The organism is Erythrobacter sp. W36 (assembly GCF_057364935.1).
On the sequence record NZ_CP200281.1, the window covers coordinates 2,248,189 to 2,268,276 of the forward strand.

Genomic DNA, 20,088 nt, shown 5'->3' on the forward strand with positions numbered 1-20,088 from the left:
CTCTAGCTTTCCTCCCCCTTGAGAGGGATCACGGCGGCAAAGCCGCTCCATGCGATCGTCTCTCCCTCAAGTACGACCGAATGGGCCGCCTGCGCGTCTTTGTTGTGTGAGACAGCGATCGCAAAACGCTGTCCGGTTTTAAGGGTGATCTCGACCAGGTCTTTCCCATCGACATGGGCATGCTGCATGCCCGCAATGCGGCTGCGGCTGGAGACGGTCTGCTCCGCCGCACCGTCATAGCTGCCGTGGCTTTCGAGCAGCGCCGCAATGCTCACAGAGCCGGTCGGGCGGTTCGCGCGCAGCATAATCAGAGGCTCGCGCCGGAGATTGAAATTGGGATCATTCGCCCCGCTCTCGCCCAGCACCACGTCGAGCGCTCCATCTGCAGCAAACCGGTAAGTGTAGAACCGGCCATCGAGCAGCCAGGTGAGCGCGCCCTTGCCATCGCTCTCCTGAGCAATCGCATCGGCCCAAATGTGCTGATAGCCATTGGCTTCGCCCAAGACCGGGCGCGCGGCGGTGAAATTCTGCACCGCCAGATCATGCTCTATGATGTGCCCGCTGTAATGCAGCGGCAGATCGTAGAGATGCGGCTTGTCACTCTCGCCGCGCGTCAGATCGAGCACGATCGGAGCTTCGAGACCGGGAATATCCGGCATCACAATGGTGCGGGTCAGCGCAACGCCGTAATAGGCGGTGTCGATACTGGCGCTGCTAACCTGGAGGCCGGCTGCATCGGAGAAATAGAGCTGGGTCGGGGCGTTCTGATTGCCGATCTTCACCTTGCCATCGAAATGGCTGCGCTCATCCACCACCATGGTGTTGTGCGCGACCGTTGACTTCGCCCAGCTGGTGTTTTCCGGCAGATAGCGCCCGCCCTCTTTCGCCTCAATATTGAGGAAGCGTGCCGCGCCGTAATCGCGGATCACCTCGTTGCCATTGTCATAAAGCTGCCATCCGAGCTTGTCGAAATGGCCGTGCCCCAGACCTTGCGAGGTGTTCTTCGCGATTAGAACGGTTGATGGCTCGCCATTGGCGTTCATCGGCCCTTGGCGCAGGATCGCCAAAGCGCCCTCATCGCCCTCCGGTCCATCACCGAACAGCATGGAGCGGAACGGGAATGGCTCAGCCTTACCGGCAGCCAAATCGCGCGCAACCAGACGCCCGTTTTTGCTCAGGATTGTGCGGTCTTGAAACTCGGCAATCGACAGCAGCGAAGGATCGCCAGTTTGCGCATAGGCGATGGCGACGCCGTGATAGAGCTCGTCGGTTTTCAGGCTCTTGTCCCGGATCGCATCGTTGAACGGGAAGAAAAACCCGCCATAGCTCAGCTGAACAGTGGTGCGCAGCGCCTTCAGCAGGATGCCGTCGCGGTGCTCCCAGATGCCTTGCTCTGGGTCATTGCGCTCAATCGCATCGGCAAAGACCATAAACGGCATCAGCGCATAGCGCTGATAATATGGCCCTTCATTGTAATAGCCCTCAGGCGAGAACAGCAGCTCTGTCTGACGCAGAAAGCCGACCTTGCCGGTCTTGTCAGAGCCCTTAAGCGCGCGGTCGACCATGTCTCGATCACCGAGCAGATATCCGGTCATACCAACGCCGGCGGTCGCCCAGGTCGCATGGTTATGAATGCGGTCAAAGGTCGCTTGCGATTCAACCGAGAGAAAATATGCCGCGCGGCGGAACACGTCATTGTCGATCCGCTCACGGTCGGCATCGCTCAGCGTATCGCGGATATCGCCGTAGCCCTGCACAGAGTGCACCAGCCACACGGCGTCGTTGAGCACTTGCCAGAAAATCCGGCCTGGGCCCTGATTTTTCCGCGCTGGGTGCTCGCCAAGCGTCGGGTACAGGTCCGCATAACCAAGCAACATATCGCGGGCGTAATCGGCATAGGCTTGCTCGCCCGTGATCTGAAACAATTGCCCGGCGAGATAGATCGCCTTGTAATTGCGCTTATGCTGTTCGTGGGTGTAGCCGCCGCCGGGATCCTTCGGCTGAGGCAGGACCACGCCCTGCTCCATCATCTGATCAACGAAGCTGCGCGCCCGGTCCAGTTCGGCCTTGTAAAGCGGCGGCAAGTCCGAGACCGCCGCAGCTCCCCCAAGCGCGGCGGTCTCGTCTTGAGCAGCGGCATAGGCCGGCTGCGTGAGCGTAGTGCAGGCAATGGCTGCGGCTAGGCAAAAGGCGCGCTTCATTCGCTGCCTCCCGCGTCAAAGATATTCCCGGCCAGCTTGGCGCGGTGATCGCCTTCAAAATTGAGCTCTTCCAGCACCAATTGCGGCGTGTCCGAAAATGCGTTTGCAGTGATCGCGGTCTTAGGTGTGCCAACCGTGTGAACCACTCGGAACGGGGCAGAACCATCGACCGCGTTGCGCGCCACATCGGCGATCTGCACCCCGTGCAAATTGACCGCAGCGCCTGAGCCATTGGTCACGGCCTTGCCGACGTTCACCAGATTGTTGCCGGAGATATTAACGAACGGGCCAAAGGTGCTCTCGTCACGGCCGCCGCGATAGACATCGGCAATCGCGCCGCCCACATTGGCAAAGTTGCTGTTCGTGATGTCGAGATATTCGACATTGTACTGTCCGAAATCTTCGGTCTCTGCCGCGGCGGATACAACCGTGCCCGTGATGTCCGCAAAATTGCTGTTGCGGATCGTCACGCGGTCTGCGAGCGCGCTCTTGCCAAGGGTTAAGACGTTGAATGATTTGTTCACCACCAGGCCGCGCACAGAAACGCCGTCCATCTCAATCCGCATGTTCGACTGGATCGGGAAAGTGGTGGTGCGGATGACTGAGTTACCAACCGAGTCCGGCGCAAGCTCACCATCAATCACAAGGTTGCTGAGTTGCAGATTGCCGCCTTCGCGCAGCTCAATCAGAGATGGCCGCGTGAACAGGATACGCGGTGGCTCCGCGCCTTCCTCAAACGCGCCGCGAATGGCGATTGTTTTGCCAAGCGGGATGGAGCGATCGACAGTGTAATCGCCGCTGCTCAGCTGCAAGACATCGCCATCTTCGGCGGCCATTGCCGCCTCTGCGAGACTGCCCTCGCCCGGCTGGACTTTGATGACGCGGCCAGAGGAGCCAAAGGCGAGCTCATCGCCTGGCTTTGGATACCATTTCGCGCCAACCTGATCGAGCGAGACGACCTTAAGGTCGCGCGGCGCGCCCAGCGCCTTCAGCTCTGGATCAGCAGGGTAGAGCAAGCCATTTTCGCCGCGCTTCATTTCAACCGGGGCGCGATCTAATTTCGCGGCCAGTTTTTCTTGGACTTCGCCCTGGGCAACGCGGTTGCCGCTAAACGCAATGCCGGAGATATCGTCGTAGACTTCGAGGAATGACTGGCCCTCAAGACCGCTCAGCAGATTGTTCGCAAAGGTGGAATTGCTGGGCGGAGCCGAGCGCTCTTCATCCGCACCGACATTGAAGCCAACCCGCGCGCTATCGACGATCGTGTTGTTCTCAATCCGGGCGCCCTCAACCTCGACATAGCGATTGACCGGCGAATTGGGCACGCCGTTCATGATCGCGAGCGCGCTGGAAAATGCCGTTCCGCGCAACCCTTCCATGTAATTGCCGCGCACCGTCTGGCCGCGATTGATCACGCGGATACCGCCGGTGTAATCCTTGCCGTGCCCCATGAAGACATTGCCCTCGACGACATTGTTGTCGCCATGCCTGAGGGTGAGCGTGCCGCGAGAGCGCAGGAACAGATTGCCGCGAAAGACATTGCCGCCCGACTTGGATGAGATGATCTCCACCTCGCCATCGGTGCGGTCAAACACATTGTAAGCGACCAATGTGTTTGAGTTGAACATCGAATATTTGCTGGTCCCGATGCGCAGCGTCTCGCCGCCGTTCGAGCCGAGCACCGGGCGCGGACCGAAGTAATTGTATTCGATCCGGTGGTTGTTCTCGCGGCTTTCCTCGCTGTCGAGCCGCACCGCCAGGGTCACGCCCTTGTTGGTCTTGCCGACCATGTGGTTGTGATCGAAGCGGTTGTTGGAACCGTAAATGCCGACCCAGTAATCGGACTCGTAACGATCCGGCTTGCTGAAATTGTCGATCACCACTTCGGTGACACGGCTGTTGCGCGAGACGTCCTTTTTCGTGCGGCGGAAAGAGATCACTTCGCCGCGCGGGCTGTAGCCGTCTTTGAAGACAAGGCCAGTTACAAGAATATGCTCGCCGCCAATGCGCAGGCTGGACTGGCCGGTGAGGAACACCTTGCCCGCTTCTTCAGAGATAACAGTAATTGGCTTGCCGGGCTTACCCTTGCCGGTGATCACCAGCTCAAAGTCGCGCCATTCGCCATTGGCCAGGATGATAACATCCCCCGCCTCAATATCTTTCAGCGCATGGGCATATTCGTTTTGATTTCGGACAAAGTGGTTTTCTGCGAGTGCGGGGACTGATCCCAGGCACACAGCAAACACCACAAGGCACAGCCTCGACAACATCCCCAAAACTCTCCCGTCCTCTTATTGGGTGTGACTATAAGGAGAGTCGAACGCCTGTCAATCAATCTGGCATGTTAGATTTAGATTTTTTGTAATACCAATTGGTTTAGCCGATTTTGGCTGATGCCAAAAAGCGTTCGCGGCTCTGATTGGCCTGCTGCTGGACCTCTTCCAAGGCCTGCCTTTCGGTGGCCTCCAGCATCGCCTCAAGCAGGCGGTGGAAGTGCTCTCGCATCGCCGCGCGGGCACCCGCTGGATCGCGGTCTTTCAGCGCATCGAACACCGCGCGGTGTTCCTCGGTGCGCGATTCCGCATCGTGAACACAAACGGCCTCATAGGTCGATTTAACTGCCGGAATTTCCTCACGCATCCGCCACAAGGATGTGATCGTGTGGACCATTGCGGCGTTGTTGGAAGCCTCTGCGATGGTCAGGTGAAACTGCTCATCCGCCTCATTCGCTTCTTCTTCGCTGCCATGGCGCATTTGCTCGATCAGCACCTCCAATTTGGCGATGCCTTCATCAGAGATATTGTGCGCGGCGAGCGCGGCAGATTCGGATTCGACGAGCAAGCGAGCTTCAGTCACCTCAAAGGCGCTGGCATTGGGCAAAGCCTCACCCAAAGCTGGCGGATTTTCGCTGACATAGACGCCGGAGCCGGTCTTGATTTCCAGCTTGCCAATCGCTTGCAGCGCGATCTCAGCCTCGCGGATGGTCACCCTGCTAACACCAAGCTTTTCAGCCAGTTCGCGTTCACCAGGCAACCGGGTCCCCGGCGGGTAAGCGCCTTGGTCGATTAGCTCTGCGATTTGCTCCGCAACGGCCTGAAAAAGTCTCTTGCTGCTCATTGGTGCTGGTTACTCCGCGATGGACGGGACAGTTCTATACCAATTTCCCTAGTCGATTTGCCTTCCTAATTCCAGTTAGGTCGCTGGCCGCCAATTATTGCTCCAATTATCGGCGGCCAGCAAAGCTTAGAATTTGAAACGAACGCCCGCAAAATAGCGCGGTCCGTAAACCTGGATCGCCCCAAAATCATCCGGCGCACCGCGGAAATTGGTGCGCGGTTCGTTGAACAGGTTGATGCCTTCCAGAGTGAACTTCACATTGTTGTTAAGCTCATAGGAAATCCGAGCCTCAAACACGCTGACATCATCAACCGTCCGGATCCGGCCCGGTGTTGAGATGAACTGCTGGAAGTAGCTGCTGCGATATTTGTAGACGCCTTGCAGGTCGAACGGGCCAATTTCGTAATAGGCCTGAGCTGCAAGCACGTGCTTGGAAAAACCAAACAGGTTGGTCGGCGGGATCAGGCCCTGGACGGTCGTGCTGTTGCCATCGATATCGATATTGGTGACGCGGCCGAGCGTATCGTCCTCAAACTCAAAATTTGAGTCGGCATAATTATAGCTGACCTTGAAACCAAGCCCATCGAGCGGTGCCGGCAGATAGCTGAACCGGTGAGCCGCAGTAACCTCGATACCGTAGATAGTGCTGGTGTCATCGATTGTTCGGATATTGCTGACAGCAGCCACAAATGGCTGCCCATCAACGATGAAAGCTTCTTGGGTCGCGAAGGTTTCGAAACCCCCATTGAAGCTCTTGTAGTACGCATTAAAGGCAAGAATTGTATCGTCATTTGGATACCATTCGAGACCGGCATCAACGTTCCATGACAACAGCGGATCGGTGAACGGGTTACCAATCGCTGACACTACGCCCAGTGCCTCGGCAATTGTCGTAGCGCCATCGTCATCATCAGCCGTGGCGTTAAAGTTTCGCCCAAAGCCGATATCGGAAGGATCAGGCCTTGAAAGCGAGCGGTAGACCGCTGCACGCCCCAGCAAATCAGGAGCAAATTCAGCGACAACATTCACGCTAGGAAGGAATTCAGTGTAGGAATTCCGCGCCGTTTCACTGGTGAAGTTAGAGAGGTCTTCAATTAGGAAGATTGAGCCCGGATCATCCCCTGGTGCACTCGTGAATGATGTCCGCAAACCAATGGAAGACACGCTCGTATTGACGATCCGGAGGCCCACATTGCCCCGGACTGGGGTCGAACCAAATTCACTATCAAAGTTAGCCTGGATGTATCCAGCCCAAGAACGCTCCTCAACATCACTGTTTTGAGTTGATGGCAAACTGCCATCCAAGAAGATGACATTGCCGTCCTCATCAAACTCCAGACCCGATGGATCTTCACGCTCAAGCACACGCGCAATGCAGCGCGCATCAAAGGTCGCGAATGTGTTCGACGTGCCGATGACATTTCCAGCCAGATCGACGTTGGTGATCAGCGGGTTGCCACCAGAAATTGACGAGAGAAAGCCAGTTTCCGGGAATGCCGTGCGGCATTCCTGGTTGGCTACGAACAGAGCACCGGAGCCGTCGGTGTCGTCGTAGTTGATTTGCAGTCTGCTAGTCCCATTTGATGCACCTGGGACATCACGGTAGACCAATTGTTGGTAGCGTAAACCTGCTTCAATCGAGCTGAAGAAGCCGTCCATTTCATATTCGACATCGCCTCGCATCGCCCAGACGCTGTTGAAGCGATCCTGCTCAAGATCGGCCCGCAGGCGGGGATCATTGGCAAACAATGTGTAGTCGGTGACGTCGAAGTTCTGTGTGAAGAAATTCAGACCCTGCGAGCCGTTCTGGCGGATCAAAACCCCGGTTTCGACGCGGTCATCCGTCCCGTTTGTGCGATCAGCATTGGGCGTTTGATCGCTTTCAAATGCCTCAGGGAAGAATGGGTTACCATCGGCATCCACATCACCAAAAATGCTTTCACCGTCTTCGGTCCGAAAACGAATTTGTACCGCCTCTTCAACGCGGCGTGTTTGCGAATAAGAGCCATCTAGCGAAAAACGCAGCCGGTCGGTTGCCTGAACATCGATCGACAGACCGCCGCCGTAATATTCCTCGTCGCGCTCTAGATATTCGCTGACCGCTTCAATGCGCTGCTCATTCGTGAACTGGCGCAGAGCCCCGCTTTCGGTGACAATCAGATCGAAGTCGAGGCGGTTCGGATCACCCGGTCCGTCAATCCGGCGGCCTTCAGCAAAGTTCAAATCGCTGCGCTGCTCACGAAAAAGGCGGGTGGAATATTGGAAGTCGGCGTTGATATCGACATTCGGGCTTGGCTTGTACTGGATCGCGCCAAAGAAGGAATCGCGCGTGTCGTCCGTGATGTTTGACCGCAGCGCATAGCTGTTGCGAGCAATCAGGAACGGCAGGTTGACGCTCCCATCGCGCAGGCCAGCGATCGTGCTGCCGCTGGTGTCGCAATTGCCATCATCAAACACACCATCGCTGGTCGTGCTTGGGTCAATCACACAGGCGCGGATGGTGTTTGAGACATTGGCCTCTTGCTCAGGATTGGTCGTATCATTGCGCGAAAACCCGAGCGAAATGCCAAGTTCGCCGTCGCCCAGCTGATATTGATCAACATAGCTCAGCGTGCCGCGATAGCCGAACTTTTGGAAGCGCTGGTCCGCATCAATATCGAGGTTGTCCGGGTTGATGTTGAGCTTGAAATCGCCCTGAATGCGCTGCTTGCCGTAATCGAGCGGCTTGATCGTCTCGAGCACGATCTGGCCCGCAACACCGCCCTCAATGTAGCTGGCGGCCTGCGTCTTATAGATGCCGACTTTGCTGAACAATTCCGATGGGAACTGGCTGAAATTCACCGAGCGATCGCCGCTACCATTGGTGGCAACGCGGCCATTGATAACGGTAGAGCTTAGGAAAGGACCAAGGCCCCGGATCGAGATTTCGGTCGCGCCGCCTTGCTCGCGGTGAGAGCCAGCACCGGTCAGCGTTTCAAGCGCCTCACCGATGGAGAGCGCGGGAATATCGCCAATTTCATCCGCTGAGAGCGCGTCGAACACTTCGATAGAGTTGCGCTTTTCGGCGATCGAACCCTGAATGGTCGCCCGGATGCCAGAGACGATAATCTCGCCGTCACCCTCTTCGACACTTTCAGGCTCTTCTGCGTCCTGAGCGATTGCCGGAACCGAAGCCAAAGCCGTGCCCGCAAGCAATGCCGCAATTGAAAATGAAATACGCAGTGATCCGCGTGAGCTATTCTCACGAAATGCCATGATACCCCTCCCAAGGTGGTCTGTCTGAGGCAAGGTAGAGGGCAGGACCGTGATGTCAACCGCTAGATCAGACCATTTTATTGCTTTCTGTCATACCAATTTTTAGCGTTGCCTGCAGGTCACATAATACAAATCAGGCGCCACCGGGGAGACGGTGACGCCTGTTGTGCCTAGACCGCCCGCTTACGGGCGATCTGCAAGAGACTTCCTTGGCTGGAACCAAATGCCAATCAGGAATAGCATCTGCGATCCGGCCAAGGGAGCTATAGTAAGCCTCGCCTTTACAGCTTCAGCGTCGCACCAAATGTGATCCGTCGATCTGGCAGACCTTGGAAGCATAGGAGCCCACCTTCGTTGACGCAGCGCTGCTCAATCTTGGACTTCGTCAGGTTCACACCTTCCACCCCGATGTTGAGATAATCGGTCACATCATAGGTGATGCTGGCGTTGAGCTGCCCCCTCGCCTCTGTCACAGTTGGGAAGCCGAGCGTCGAGTTGAGCGATGCACCGCCAGCTGTATCCAGCGTACGGAAGGCATCGCGCCAAGTGTAACGCGCACGGGCCGAAATGCCGTATTTCTCATAATAGAGCGTTGCGTTGTAGGCATGCTCCGAGAAGTCAAGCAGGCCCTGGACCGCGGTGACTGGTAGGACGATATTCGGATTGATCGCTTGGAAAATTTCTCCCCCGCGGCCCGAGTTTTCATTGGTCGCCTCACCGCCACCAAAGTCTTGGTAGGTGTAGTTCGCAAGGATGCCAAAGCCCGACGCAAAGCCCAATGTGTCCTCAAATTGCGAGAGGTCATATTGGAACGCAACTTCGACACCGGTTTGCGTGGTGTTCGCCGTATCGTTGATGATCGTCTGCAGCGGCACGCACAGGCCATTGCCGGGCACGGGCGAGAGAACGTTGCGATCCGGAACCGGGTTGAAGATACCGCCGCCTTCACATGGGTCGGTGATATCGCGGAAGCCATTTGCGTCCTCAACCGCGTCTTCCACTTGGGTCACGAACAGGTTCGTGCGGTCCTTGTGGAAGAAGCCGATGCTGATCAGCGATGATGGCGCAAAGTACCATGAGAGCGAGGCATCGAACGATTGCACCGTTTCTGGCGCAAGGTTCGGATTGCCCAACTCAACAGCGTTGTTCGGGCCAGTCGGGAACGAAATCGACAGTGATAGATCGTCGAAGTTCGGACGGTTGATATCTTCCGTGTAGCTTGCACGGAACACGAGATCATCCGTAAGATCTGCGATTACGTTTACGCGTGGCAGAAACTCGCTGTAGCCCCCTGACGACGTGACTGGCGAAACCACCCCTGCCGCCACCGAATTACCGAATGAATCGATGCTCGTGTCGACCCAGCGGAACCCGATGTTCCCGCGGACCGGCCCCGCCTCAAAATTGGCTTGCGCATACAGCGCGTGAGTTTGCTCCTCAATGCGGAAAGATGCACCCAAATTTCCAGCAGCATTTGGATCCAGATCATTGAGCAACCGGTCACCATCGGCGATCTCAGCTTGCCCACCTGGCGTTGCATCAAGCGCAGCCTGAAGCTGCGCAAAAACTGCCTCCCGATCGGAGAACGAACGGTTTGGATCAATCAATACGAAATTGCGAAATGCCAGCGCTCGGCCGTCAAATGCACCAAAATTGCTCGGGCCCGGGACGATCAGGTCCGCAAAGGTAGACCCACTTGGACTATTGTCGATGTTGCCCGTACTAAAAGTGGACCGAAGCTGATCAAATTGAGTGGAGCTATCGTTGTAGCGATAACCCGCATCGACCGATGTGATAAAACCAAGAGCACCTTCCAGATCAAGCGTAGTATCGATGCGGAAGGCATCTTCCTTGTTTTGCGTTCGGTTGTTGCTGTTTGTAACTGCGTCGAGAACCGTGTTGGCCGGGTCAAGCAATTGCTCAACGGTCGGTGCAAACGGCGAGTCGAAATTGATCCCAAAAGTAAGGGCACCGCCACGAAGATCGTAAATAAACGGAACTGGGTTGTCGTTGCTTGTCCGATCAAAAACCGCGTTGGGATTGATGAAGTTGAGCGTGGTACTCAGGTTCGGATTTGAAGAATCTGAAGTCGAGCGAGCAAACTCAACCCGCGTCGCTAAGCGACCGGTTTCGAACTCAGTACCAAAGCGATAGAGTTCGCTTTTGGTCACACGAGCGCCAGTATCGCTCGAGAAACGAAGATTCGGGTCATTGCTGTCTTGCGCAATATTCGGTTCAATCACGCCAAACAAAGCAGCCTCGATGCTACCGAGAGCCACGCCGTCAAGCGAGCCAAAATTGACAGTCTCAAAACCATCCGGAACGTTAACGGTATCGACCGCGCTCACGCCGGAGGCCTGAATGCGCGAGCTGTCCTGGCGCCGCTCTTGATCGTTGTAGATCGTGTCGAAGAAGAACATCAAATTGTCGCTCGGCGCCCATTCGAGCGAGCCTGCAAAGTTGATCGTCTCAAACTCAAAATTCTCGCGCTCCTGATTGAGGAACTGAATGTTGAGGAATGGGAAATCCGGGCCCGGTGCACCAGCGGCGGTCACCGCTTGGCCTGCATTGATCAGGTTATCGCGGTCAACACGCGGACGGAAAGAGGTCGCCTCCTGCTCTGAGTAACTCGCGCTCAGAACGATGCCGATTTCACCAGCGCCGGTGTCCCAGACATTGCCAAAGCTGCCGGAAAGACGCGGCGTAATGCTGTCAGACAGCTCGCTGTACTCTCCCTGCGCGCGGAAGCTCAAAATACGGTCAGAAATGTCGAGCGGACGAATGGTCCGCAGGTTAACGGTGCCGCCAACAGAACCCTCGATCGTGTCGGCGGTTGGCGCTTTGATCACTTCAACCGAGGCGATGATCGCCGGGTTGATATCTTCAAAGCTGATGCCGCCGCGGCCCGTACCCGCAGCAACAGTTTTAACGCCGTTGATCAGAACCTGGTTGTCGTTCGTACCGCGAATTTGAACCCCGGTACCGACACCTGCGGTCCGAGTGATCTGAACACCAGTGACGTTCTCAAGAACCTCAGCAAGGTTTTGGTCAGGCAGCTTACCAATGTCTTCCGCCTGAATCACCTCAACCAGACTGTCCGCATTGCGCTTTTCATTGAGCGCGCTTTGCAGCGAGCTGCGAATGCCGGTGACGATAATTGTATTTTCTTCTTCAGCAGATTCGGGCGCCGCCGAATCTTGCGCGAGCGCAGCGCTCGGCGCGAAGGCCATGATCGCTGAACCAGCCATCAACCCTGCAAAAAGCCGCGATTTTTTTGAAGACTGCACCTCAGCGGTAAGCCGATAACCCATAACTCTCTCCCGTGAACTCTTTTGGTTATTGGCCGTCTTTGTATATTGGCATGATCTGATGTCAACCTATTGGACAAGCCTGTTGATCAATTTCTGTCATACCAATTTAGTAAGGTGGCTTAGTCCTACGTCCTGCCCCGCGGCGCGCAAGGTTAGACAATGAGCACGGCCCTCAATTGGCTTGCGAGGCAATTTCGGAGAACCGACACAGAACTCATGCGCCTCCGCCAGACGCGGCAAACGGAAGTGCCGCTGCTTAACGAGCGTCTTGAGTTGCAATGAAACTGAAGTGGTGGTGCCGCTTAGAGGACTCGAACCTCTGACCCCATCATTACGAATGATGTGCTCTACCACCTGAGCTAAAGCGGCGCCGGTGGGTGATAGTGGTGAACCACCCAAATGTGCATCTTCCAAAGAGAAAGATGGAGGCCCGAGCCGGAATCGAACCGGCGTACACGGATTTGCAATCCGCTGCGTCACCACTCCGCCATCGGGCCAACCCTTTTGGTCTTACGACCTGCGGAGCGCGCGCACTAGCGATTCGTGGCGGCAAAGGCAATGCGCCTTGTGCCGCTAATGCGAAGCCAGCGACTTTCCGTAAGGGCAATCTGGACGCAGGCGCTTTCGCGCGGCAGAGATGAACGCCATGACTATTGCCAGCCTTCTTGAACCGATCACCGGCAAGCCCGGCCCCGCCCGTCTGGAACATGCCAGCGACTGGATGCAGGGGCGCACCCTGTATGGCGGCGCATCGGCGCTGGTCGGATACACGATGGCGGTGCGCGCTTTTCCTGATCTGCCGCCGCTAAGGGCCGCGCAAGTCGGATTTGTTGCGCCGATCGGTGAAGAGGTGGAGCTTAAGGCTGAAATCATCCGCGAGGGGCGCAATGTCACTCAGGTGCGCAGCGAAATCCTGAGCGGCGGAAAGGTTGCGCTTACCGGGTTCTGGCTGTTCGGCACTAGCCGCGATCCCAATGCGCAGCGTCCCTCCAGTCCGCCCGACAATTGGCCAGGCGTACCAGAGGAAGCGGCTAAGGCCATGGCCGGGCAGGCACCGGCCTTCATCCAGAACAATTTCGACGTCCGCTTTGGCCAGGCGAAGGGCGAAGATCACGGCGCGACCGTGCGCCGCTGGGCTCGGCTGACCGAAGACCACAGCCTCGACACTGTCAGCCAATTGGTGCTGATGGGGGATGTGATGCCGCCGGGCGCAATGCGGATTATGCAGCGCATGGGGCCGATCAGTTCGATCAACTGGTCGTTCAATGTGCTGGAGCCTGAGGCGAGCAATCCCGATGGTTGGTATCTGGCCGAAAACGCCAGTCAGCACGCCGACAATGGCTATTCCTCAGAGCGCTTGCGGATGTGGAACAGCGAAGGCCGCCAGATGCTCGACGGGCTGCAATGCGTCGCCGTGTTTGGCTAGAGGTTAGGCAGCGTTACCCTAGCCGCCCACTCCCTCCACCCTTCCACCCGGATGATACCCCGGCATGCTCCGGGTGGAAGGGTGGAGGGAGTGGGCGGCTAGTTCATCAAAATAAAGCCTCAAACGTCGTCGAAATTGGCTTTGCGTTTTTCCATGCCGGCCATCACCGCCTCAACCTGATTTTTAGTGCGCATGATGCCGTGCTGCTCAATGCTCTCCTCCATCAGGATGGTATCGGTGTCATTCTCCAGCATACCCGCTTGCAGACGCTTAGCTGCACGGATCGCATGGGGATTGCGACCCGCAATCTCGCTCGCAATCAGAGACGCGCGCGCGACCGGATTTTCGTCAACGTGGGTGGCGAGGCCAAGCTCATGCGCCTCCGCCCCTGAAAACTCGCGATTGGTGTAAATGAGCTCGCGCAGGACATCGTCACGGACCAACCCGCGCCACAGCGCATAGCCGCCCATATCCGGCACAAGACCCCATTTCAGCTCCATGATCGCCATGCGCGTATCGGGATGGACCACGCGAATGTCCGCACCGCTAGCAATTTGCAGGCCGCCGCCAAAACACACGCCGTGGACCGCCGCGATCACCGGCACAGGCAACTTGCGCCATTGCATCGCCACCTGCTGAAACTTGTTGGCATTGCCATAGGTCCGCTCGGTCAGCTCCGGCTCATCCGGGCTGGGCGGACGCGAGAAATTCGACAGGTCGAGCCCCGCGCAAAACGCGCGTCCTTCGCCCGAGAGGACGACAGCGCGAAGGCCCTTCATCCGCTGCAACTGGCTGCTGGCTTCAATGATCCGCTGAAACATCTCCGGATCAAGCGCGTTCATTTTATCGCCGCGGGTAAAGCGCACCTGCGCCACTCCATCAGCACCCAGCTCAATCGCAATGCGATCGTTGGAAGTCATCACAGCAGCTTCGGACATTGTCTTTTCCCTCAAGGCCTTGGACGTGGGCATTCTGCCTCATCTGTCAAAAGATTGCCGCAAGGCGCACGCCGAGTCCAGACACACCTTAGCGTTTGTGGCTGACTTTGCCTTCGTCCTCGCTCTCGGCTTCTGCCTCATCAGGCTCCTGCGCCTGTTTGGCGAACTTAAACACGCCGGGCTCGGCCGGGACATCGAGGAAATAGCCGCGATTTTCATCCGTCACCAAGATATGCGCCAGATCGAAACCCGCCAATTTTGACCGAACACGCGCGACGTGAACGGCGACGCTATTGGTCTCTGGCTCGTACATGATGCGCCAAACATCGGCGAGCAATTGCTCGCGCGACAATGTCACCCGCGGTTCTTCCGCGAGACGCCATAGCAGTTCAAACTCGCGCGGATGCAGCCCGAGCCAGCGATCCTCGATACGACCATCGCGGTGGAATAGGTCCAGCGTCAGGTCGCCCGCCTCCCGAAATCGCGGGATTAGCGCATCGCCATCAGGCACCAAATTGTAGACTGCAATCGAGCTCACGGACCCCTCCACGAAGCAGTAAGATGTATCGCGCGGTTACTTTTCTTTCGGTAATCGCGCGCGAAAGGCGAAATACTAACCCCATTGACCATTTCCTGGTTTCTTTAGTGTTGTACGTCTAAAAATAGTGTGAAATGAATTCGTTCCCAATTTTAAATTGGCATTCTTCAAAATCTAAATCTATCAATCGCTTGGATATAGATATGAGTACAGTATTATTCACTATAAAGATGTAGAATGCAAAATATCCTCATCCGAGCGGGCGGGCGCGATACCTAAATTAAAAGTGATTGGCCAGTTGGTGATCGAACCCTACACGCTAACGTCCATCACATCGCTGAGCGCCTGCGCGGCCGTAAGCGCCAAAATAACAGCGAGCAGCACGCCGAAGGCGATCGCCACGACCGCTGCCAGACGGGCCAAGACCCCGTAGCGGCCATCAAAGACGCCGAGCGAGACCTTGTGTTCTCCGGCTCCGGGAAAACCCATCTGCCCAGGGAATTGGACCGGACCGATGAACGGCTTCGGTTCTGAATTGTTCTCACCTGATCGCGGCTCAGTGCTCTTTGGCTTGGTCGCACGATATTTCTCCACCAGCTCGTTCAGGCTGCCGGCTTCATAGACGTCTTTCAGTGCCCGGATATGCTGGTTGATGCGGGTCTCGGAAACCCCCATTTCCTGAGCGATAACCTTAATCGGCACGCGCCGATCAATCCGCTCGATAACGTCCCGCTGCCGGTCGGTTAATGGCCGTGGGTCGGCGGATGGCATATGCCTCTCCTTAACTCGGCAGTGCTTTTGCGAACAACGCTCGCCAAGCCATTTCGCTCCGAACCAAACTCAACAATTCTGCTTCGAACCACCATCATTTTACGAAGCGCCAGTGTTGAGCCCCAGAGAGGCAAAATATTTCTTAATGTTTCGAGCCGCTTGCCGCAGCCTTTGTTCATTTTCGACCATCGCAATACGAACGAAGCCTTCGCCTTCCTCGCCGTAACCAACACCGGGTGCGACAGCGACTTCTGCCTCGGTCAGCAATTTCTTGGAGAACTCAAGACTGCCCATTTCCGCCAGCGCTGGCGGCAAAGGCGCCCAAGCGAACATCGATGCGGACGGCGAGGGGATGTCCCAGCCAGCCCGGCCGAATGCCTCGACCATCACATCGCGGCGTTTGCGATAAAGGTTGCGGTTGCTCTCGACGATGTCCTGCGGGCCATTGAGCGCAGCGCAAGCCGCCGCCTGGATCGGCGTGAACGCGCCATAATCAAGATAGGATTTCACCCGGGTCAGGGCGGCAATCAACTGCTTGTTGCCGACCGCAAAGCCCATGCGCCAGCCAGCCATTGAGTATGTCTTGGACATGCTGGTAAACTCTACCGCGACGTCTTTCGCCCCCTTCACTTGCATGATCGACGGGGTCGGGTTGTCGTCATAATACAGCTCTGAATAGGCAAGGTCGGACAAGACCCACACCTTATTCTCGCGCGCCCACGCGACCAACCGCTCGTAAAACGCCAGGTCGACAACTTCAGCGGTTGGGTTTGACGGATAGCTCACCACCAGCACGCTGGGGCGCGGCACGGTGAAGTTCATCGCGCTTTCGAGCGAGCGCCAATAATCCTCGTCCGGCGTCGTCGGGATTGCTCGGATCGTTGCCCCGGCAATAATGAAGCCAAAGGTGTGGATTGGATAGGATGGATTGGGCGCGAGCACCACATCGCCCGGCGCAGTGATCGCATTGGCCAGACTGCCCAGCCCCTCTTTAGAGCCCATGGTGACAACGACTTCGCTCTCAGGATCGAGATCGACCCCAAAGCGGCGGCCATAATAATTCGCCTGAGCCTTACGCAGGCCCGGAATACCCTTGGACTGCGAATAGCCATGCGCATTGGGCTTCGCGGCAACTTCACACAATTTGTCGATTACGTGCTGGGGAGGGGGCTGATCGGGATTGCCCATCCCTAAATCAATAATGTCTTTACCCGCCGAGCGCGCCTCGTGACGCATCGCGTTAACTTCGGCGATTACGTACGGCGGAAGCCGCTTCATACGGTAAAATTGGTCGTTCATTGCGATACCTACCCAGTTTCGCGCAATCATCATAGCAACAGGCGCACGAATCAGTTTAGGCGATTAACGGTCGAAGTGGGAAGGCAATTTCGCTATTCTGCTGGGGAACCTCGGGAAAGCCCGTATGTTGGGTGGGGAAAGCGGAGCATAAACAGCCATGTCAAAAGATGATCCCTCCAACACATTCCTAGGGGGCGGTGAACCATTCCGCGCCTTTTTCGACATGCAGGGCGAGGCGATGCGAGAAATGTTCTCGCAAGGGGCTGATGGCGGCGCGCCGGGCGCAGATGGCGATAACGGCGGGGGCTTGTTCAGCAAAGCGCCCTCCGCTGGTGAGCTCGCCGAATGGGGCAAGGCCAGTGCGAAGCTGCAAAAGATGTGGCTCGAATTTGCCGCCCATCAAGCCAGTGAAACCGCCAAGAAGGTAACCCAAGGCAGCAATCCGCTGGACCCGGCGCAGTGGATGCTGATGACGCAAAGCCTGCTGAAGCAAGCGCCTACCAATCCGCTAGTGGCTCCGGCCAAGCTAGCCCAGGAATCGCTGCAATTGTGGCAGGGCGTGCTCGGCCGCTTTGTTGCCCCAATGACAGGCGGCGGCGCGGCCGCGTCTGAAGGCGAGCTGCAGCTACCACGCAAAGACCGCCGCTTTGCCGATCCGGCGTGGAGCGAGCATCCCGCCTTTGCTCTGCTGCACCAGACCTATCTGATGCTGGAGGAGCATTTCCAAGCTTCCGTCAAATCGATGAAGGGCGTCGACAAGGAAAAACGCCGCCAATTGGGATTCGCTGTCACCGCTTTGGCCGAGGCGATGAGCCCGGACAATTTTCTCCTCACCAACCCGGTTGTGATGAAACGCACGGTTGAGACACGCGGGCAAAATCTGGTGCGCGGGATGAAGCACCTCATCACCGATCTCAAACGCGGCCAGCTGACCCATACCGACGCCAACGCCTTTACCCTGGGCGAGAATTTGGCGGCGAGCCCCGGCAAGGTCGTGCATGAAACCGATCTGTTTCAGCTGATCCAATACAGCCCATCGACGAAAGACGTCTATGACGTGCCGCTGGTGATCTTCCCGCCGTGGATCAACCGGTTCTACATCCTCGATCTGACGCCGAAAAAGAGCTTCATCAAATGGGCCGTCGATCAGGGCCTCACGGTGTTTGTGGTCAGCTGGAAGTCTGCTGATGAGAGCATGGGCGAGGTTGTCTGGGACGATTACATCCGCTCGCAGCTTGCAGCGATTGATCTGGTAAGAGAGCGCCTGTCCGTTCCCGCGGTGCACACCATTGGTTACTGCGTGGCTGGCACGACGCTGGCCGCGACATTGGCGCTGCTGGAGCGCCGGGGCGAGGCGGACAAGGTCAAGTCAGCGACGTTCTTCACCGCGCAAGTGGACTTTGAGAAGAGCGGCGAGCTTAAGCACTTCATCAAAGAGAGCCATTTGGAGATGATCGATACGCTCTCACCCAAGGGCTATCTCGATGGACGCTATCTTGCCGCGACCTTTAACGCGCTGCGCGGCAAGGATCTGATCTGGAATTACGTGGTCAACAATTACCTGCTGGGCGAGGACTACCCGGCCTTTGACCTGCTGCATTGGAACGGGGATGTCACCAATCTGCCGTCCAAATGGCACAATGATTATCTGCGCGACCTTTACCGCGACAACAAATTGGTGGTGCCCGATGCCCTGTCAGCCGACGGCACGCCAATTGACCTTACGCAGGTAAAAACGCCCAGCTTTGTTCAAGCCGGCAAAGAGGATCATATCGCGCCTGCGGAAAGCGTGTGGCGCCTGACCGAGCATTTCAGCGGTCCGCTCGAATTCCTGCTCGCGGGCTCCGGCCACATCGCTGGCGTGGTGAACCCCCCGGCGGCGGGCAAGTACCAATATTGGCTGGGCGACAGCAAAGCCGGATCACTCAAGGCCTTCGTCGAAGGGGCTGAAGAGCATCCGGGCAGCTGGTGGCCGCATTGGCTCAGCTGGCTGGAGCAGCAGGCGCCGGAAAAAGTGCCCGTAAAAGGCAAGCGCAAGCCCGGCGGGCGCGGTGACACAGTCATCGAAGATGCGCCTGGACGCTACGTCAAAACCCGTTAAGCGTCTGCTTTAAAGCCATTTATCCGGTTATTGTGCAGTGCACAAAAAATGCTTGACTTCGCAGTTGCAATCACTATTTTGTGCAGTGCAACATAAAGTGAGGTTACTATGGCTACTAACGCCCCATCTAAGATTGATGCTGCTGCTGAGAAGGCATATGCCGAAGCTGCTGCACAGAAAACTGTAAGCGAAAAGGCTGCCCCCAAGGCAGTTGACGCCGACGCTCCGAAGCCTGCTGCAAAAGCAGCCACCGTGAAAAAAGCGGTTGCAGCTCCTGCTGCTAAGAAGACTGCCGCGAAAAAGGCACCTGCCAAGAAGAAGGCAGCCGCCAAGAAAACCGCTGCGAAGAAGAAGCCAGCGGCGCGCAAGGCAACCCCTAAGAAGGTCGCCGCTAAAAAGACCGCTGCGAAGAAGCCGGCTGCCAAGAAGGCACCAGCGAAAGCCGCAGCGAAGACCACAGAGACCAATCCAGTCATCAAACTGAAGGACACCATCATGGCCACTGCCAAGAACACCGACATCACCGCAACCGCCAAAGAACTGGCTGCTGACGTGCAAACTCGCGTGAAGACCGCCGCTGCTAAGGGCACTGAGCTCGCAAGCGAAGTTGGCGAGTTCAACAAAGCGAACGTCGATGCCGTCGTTGAATCAGGCAAGATCCTGTTTGCTGGCATGCAAGACATGGGCCGCGAGCAAGTTGAAACCGGCAAGACCGTTGTTGAAACCGTCACCGAGGACGTGAAGAAGATGACTTCCGTTAAGTCGCCAACCGAACTGATGCAGATGCAGGGCGAACTCGCTCGCCGCAACTTCGACGCCGTTGTTTCTTACGGCTCGAAGCGCACCGAAGCATGGGTGAAGCTCTACAACGAAGCATTCGCACCAATTTCGAACCGCGTTAGCGTAGCTGCTGAGAAAGTCTCGAAGGCTGCCTAATTCGAATATTCGAATTTGAACAAAGAGCTTTTCAGAGCCAGCCTCTCCACTCTCCCAACTGGCTCTCGAAAACGCGCGAAAGCGCCGGGCCGGATAGACCATCATGGTTTGTCCGGCCCCTTTGTTTTTGGGCAACAAATTGCGCAAGCCAGCGCTGCGATTGCGCCGAAACTGCGCTGTAATCAGGCAAATCGC

Annotated in this window: 13 protein-coding genes and 2 tRNA genes; 3 read left to right on the plus strand and 12 right to left on the minus strand. The window is 56.8% G+C overall.

The genetic code is table 11. From position 1 onward, the window contains the following. Positions 1-2 precede the first annotated feature (2 nt). The 7 genes from AC0V6U_RS10890 to AC0V6U_RS10920 all read right to left on the minus strand — a co-directional run bounded on the left by AC0V6U_RS10890 (position 3) and on the right by AC0V6U_RS10920 (position 12,381). A complete protein-coding gene (locus tag AC0V6U_RS10890; RefSeq protein WP_472643193.1) occupies positions 3-2,201 on the minus strand; it encodes an alginate lyase family protein in 2,199 nt (732 codons plus the stop codon). Continuing rightward, positions 2,198-4,471, minus strand: a complete 2,274-nt coding sequence (locus AC0V6U_RS10895; RefSeq protein ID WP_472643194.1) for a polysaccharide lyase 6 family protein — start codon at positions 4,469-4,471, stop codon at positions 2,198-2,200. The genes AC0V6U_RS10890 and AC0V6U_RS10895 overlap by 4 nt, the downstream gene beginning before the upstream one ends. A 106-nt stretch (positions 4,472-4,577) precedes the next feature. After that, complete coding sequence (locus AC0V6U_RS10900) at positions 4,578-5,318, minus strand: FadR/GntR family transcriptional regulator (RefSeq protein WP_472643195.1); 741 nt, start codon at positions 5,316-5,318, stop codon at positions 4,578-4,580. Positions 5,319-5,444: 126 nt separating this feature from the next. Further along, on the minus strand, positions 5,445-8,573 hold the full coding sequence (locus AC0V6U_RS10905; protein ID WP_472643196.1) for a TonB-dependent receptor: 3,129 nt from the start codon (positions 8,571-8,573) through the stop codon (positions 5,445-5,447). 281 nt (positions 8,574-8,854) lie between these two features. Beyond that, complete coding sequence (locus AC0V6U_RS10910) at positions 8,855-11,821, minus strand: TonB-dependent receptor (RefSeq protein ID WP_472643197.1); 2,967 nt, start codon at positions 11,819-11,821, stop codon at positions 8,855-8,857. Positions 11,822-12,177: 356 nt separating this feature from the next. After that, positions 12,178-12,253, minus strand: a tRNA-Thr gene (locus tag AC0V6U_RS10915). A 54-nt stretch (positions 12,254-12,307) separates the two neighbouring features. Beyond that, positions 12,308-12,381, minus strand: a tRNA-Cys gene (locus AC0V6U_RS10920). A gap of 149 nt (positions 12,382-12,530) precedes the next feature. On the opposite strand from AC0V6U_RS10920, the gene AC0V6U_RS10925 reads away from it, so the two are divergent. Beyond that, positions 12,531-13,310, plus strand: coding sequence for an acyl-CoA thioesterase (locus tag AC0V6U_RS10925; RefSeq protein WP_472643198.1), 780 nt, complete (start codon positions 12,531-12,533; stop codon positions 13,308-13,310). A 119-nt stretch (positions 13,311-13,429) separates the two neighbouring features. Here the strand turns inward: AC0V6U_RS10925 and AC0V6U_RS10930 are convergent, their stop codons facing one another. The 4 genes from AC0V6U_RS10930 to AC0V6U_RS10945 form a co-directional block, all read right to left on the minus strand. Continuing rightward, positions 13,430-14,248: a crotonase/enoyl-CoA hydratase family protein gene (locus tag AC0V6U_RS10930; RefSeq protein ID WP_472643199.1), complete on the minus strand. Its 819-nt coding sequence runs from the start codon at positions 14,246-14,248 to the stop codon at positions 13,430-13,432. 88 nt (positions 14,249-14,336) lie between these two features. Beyond that, entirely contained in the window at positions 14,337-14,786 is a 450-nt protein-coding gene (locus AC0V6U_RS10935) for a winged helix-turn-helix domain-containing protein (protein ID WP_472643200.1), read from the minus strand. A 312-nt stretch (positions 14,787-15,098) separates the two neighbouring features. Next, on the minus strand, positions 15,099-15,557 hold the full coding sequence (locus AC0V6U_RS10940; RefSeq protein ID WP_472643201.1) for a helix-turn-helix transcriptional regulator: 459 nt from the start codon (positions 15,555-15,557) through the stop codon (positions 15,099-15,101). Positions 15,558-15,656: 99 nt separating this feature from the next. Next, positions 15,657-16,856 (minus strand): LL-diaminopimelate aminotransferase, encoded by a 1,200-nt coding sequence (locus tag AC0V6U_RS10945; protein WP_472643202.1) that lies wholly within the window; start codon positions 16,854-16,856, stop codon positions 15,657-15,659. Positions 16,857-17,013: 157 nt separating this feature from the next. On the opposite strand from AC0V6U_RS10945, the gene AC0V6U_RS10950 reads away from it, so the two are divergent. Continuing rightward, positions 17,014-18,957 carry a PHA/PHB synthase family protein gene (locus tag AC0V6U_RS10950; RefSeq protein ID WP_472643203.1) on the plus strand — a complete coding sequence of 648 codons (1,944 nt, stop codon included), beginning with the start codon at positions 17,014-17,016 and terminating at the stop codon, positions 18,955-18,957. Here the strand turns inward: AC0V6U_RS10950 and AC0V6U_RS10955 are convergent. After that, positions 18,954-19,454, minus strand: coding sequence for a hypothetical protein (locus tag AC0V6U_RS10955; RefSeq protein ID WP_472643204.1), 501 nt, complete (start codon positions 19,452-19,454; stop codon positions 18,954-18,956). The genes AC0V6U_RS10950 and AC0V6U_RS10955 overlap by 4 nt on opposite strands. On the opposite strand from AC0V6U_RS10955, the gene AC0V6U_RS10960 reads away from it, so the two are divergent. Then, complete coding sequence (locus tag AC0V6U_RS10960; protein ID WP_472643205.1) at positions 19,453-19,893, plus strand: phasin family protein; 441 nt, start codon at positions 19,453-19,455, stop codon at positions 19,891-19,893. The two genes, AC0V6U_RS10955 and AC0V6U_RS10960, sit on opposite strands and share 2 nt — an antisense overlap. Positions 19,894-20,088: the final 195 nt, after the last annotated feature.

What these genes read in the sequence shown, in the direction of transcription:
- AC0V6U_RS10890 (WP_472643193.1), bottom strand. Translation starts at nt 2,201, where the DNA reads ATGAAGCGCGCCTTTTGCCTAGCCGCAGCCATTGCCTGCACTACGCTC.
- AC0V6U_RS10895 (WP_472643194.1), bottom strand. Translation starts at nt 4,471, where the DNA reads ATGTTGTCGAGGCTGTGCCTTGTGGTGTTTGCTGTGTGCCTGGGATCA.
- AC0V6U_RS10900 (WP_472643195.1), bottom strand. Translation starts at nt 5,318, where the DNA reads ATGAGCAGCAAGAGACTTTTTCAGGCCGTTGCGGAGCAAATCGCAGAG.
- AC0V6U_RS10905 (WP_472643196.1), bottom strand. Translation starts at nt 8,573, where the DNA reads ATGGCATTTCGTGAGAATAGCTCACGCGGATCACTGCGTATTTCATTT.
- AC0V6U_RS10910 (WP_472643197.1), bottom strand. Translation starts at nt 11,821, where the DNA reads ATGGCTGGTTCAGCGATCATGGCCTTCGCGCCGAGCGCTGCGCTCGCG.
- AC0V6U_RS10925 (WP_472643198.1), top strand. Translation starts at nt 12,531, where the DNA reads ATGACTATTGCCAGCCTTCTTGAACCGATCACCGGCAAGCCCGGCCCC.
- AC0V6U_RS10930 (WP_472643199.1), bottom strand. Translation starts at nt 14,248, where the DNA reads ATGTCCGAAGCTGCTGTGATGACTTCCAACGATCGCATTGCGATTGAG.
- AC0V6U_RS10940 (WP_472643201.1), bottom strand. Translation starts at nt 15,557, where the DNA reads ATGCCATCCGCCGACCCACGGCCATTAACCGACCGGCAGCGGGACGTT.
- AC0V6U_RS10945 (WP_472643202.1), bottom strand. Translation starts at nt 16,856, where the DNA reads ATGAACGACCAATTTTACCGTATGAAGCGGCTTCCGCCGTACGTAATC.
- AC0V6U_RS10950 (WP_472643203.1), top strand. Translation starts at nt 17,014, where the DNA reads ATGTCAAAAGATGATCCCTCCAACACATTCCTAGGGGGCGGTGAACCA.
- AC0V6U_RS10960 (WP_472643205.1), top strand. Translation starts at nt 19,453, where the DNA reads ATGGCCACTGCCAAGAACACCGACATCACCGCAACCGCCAAAGAACTG.
- AC0V6U_RS10955 (WP_472643204.1), bottom strand. Translation starts at nt 19,454, where the DNA reads ATGATGGTGTCCTTCAGTTTGATGACTGGATTGGTCTCTGTGGTCTTC.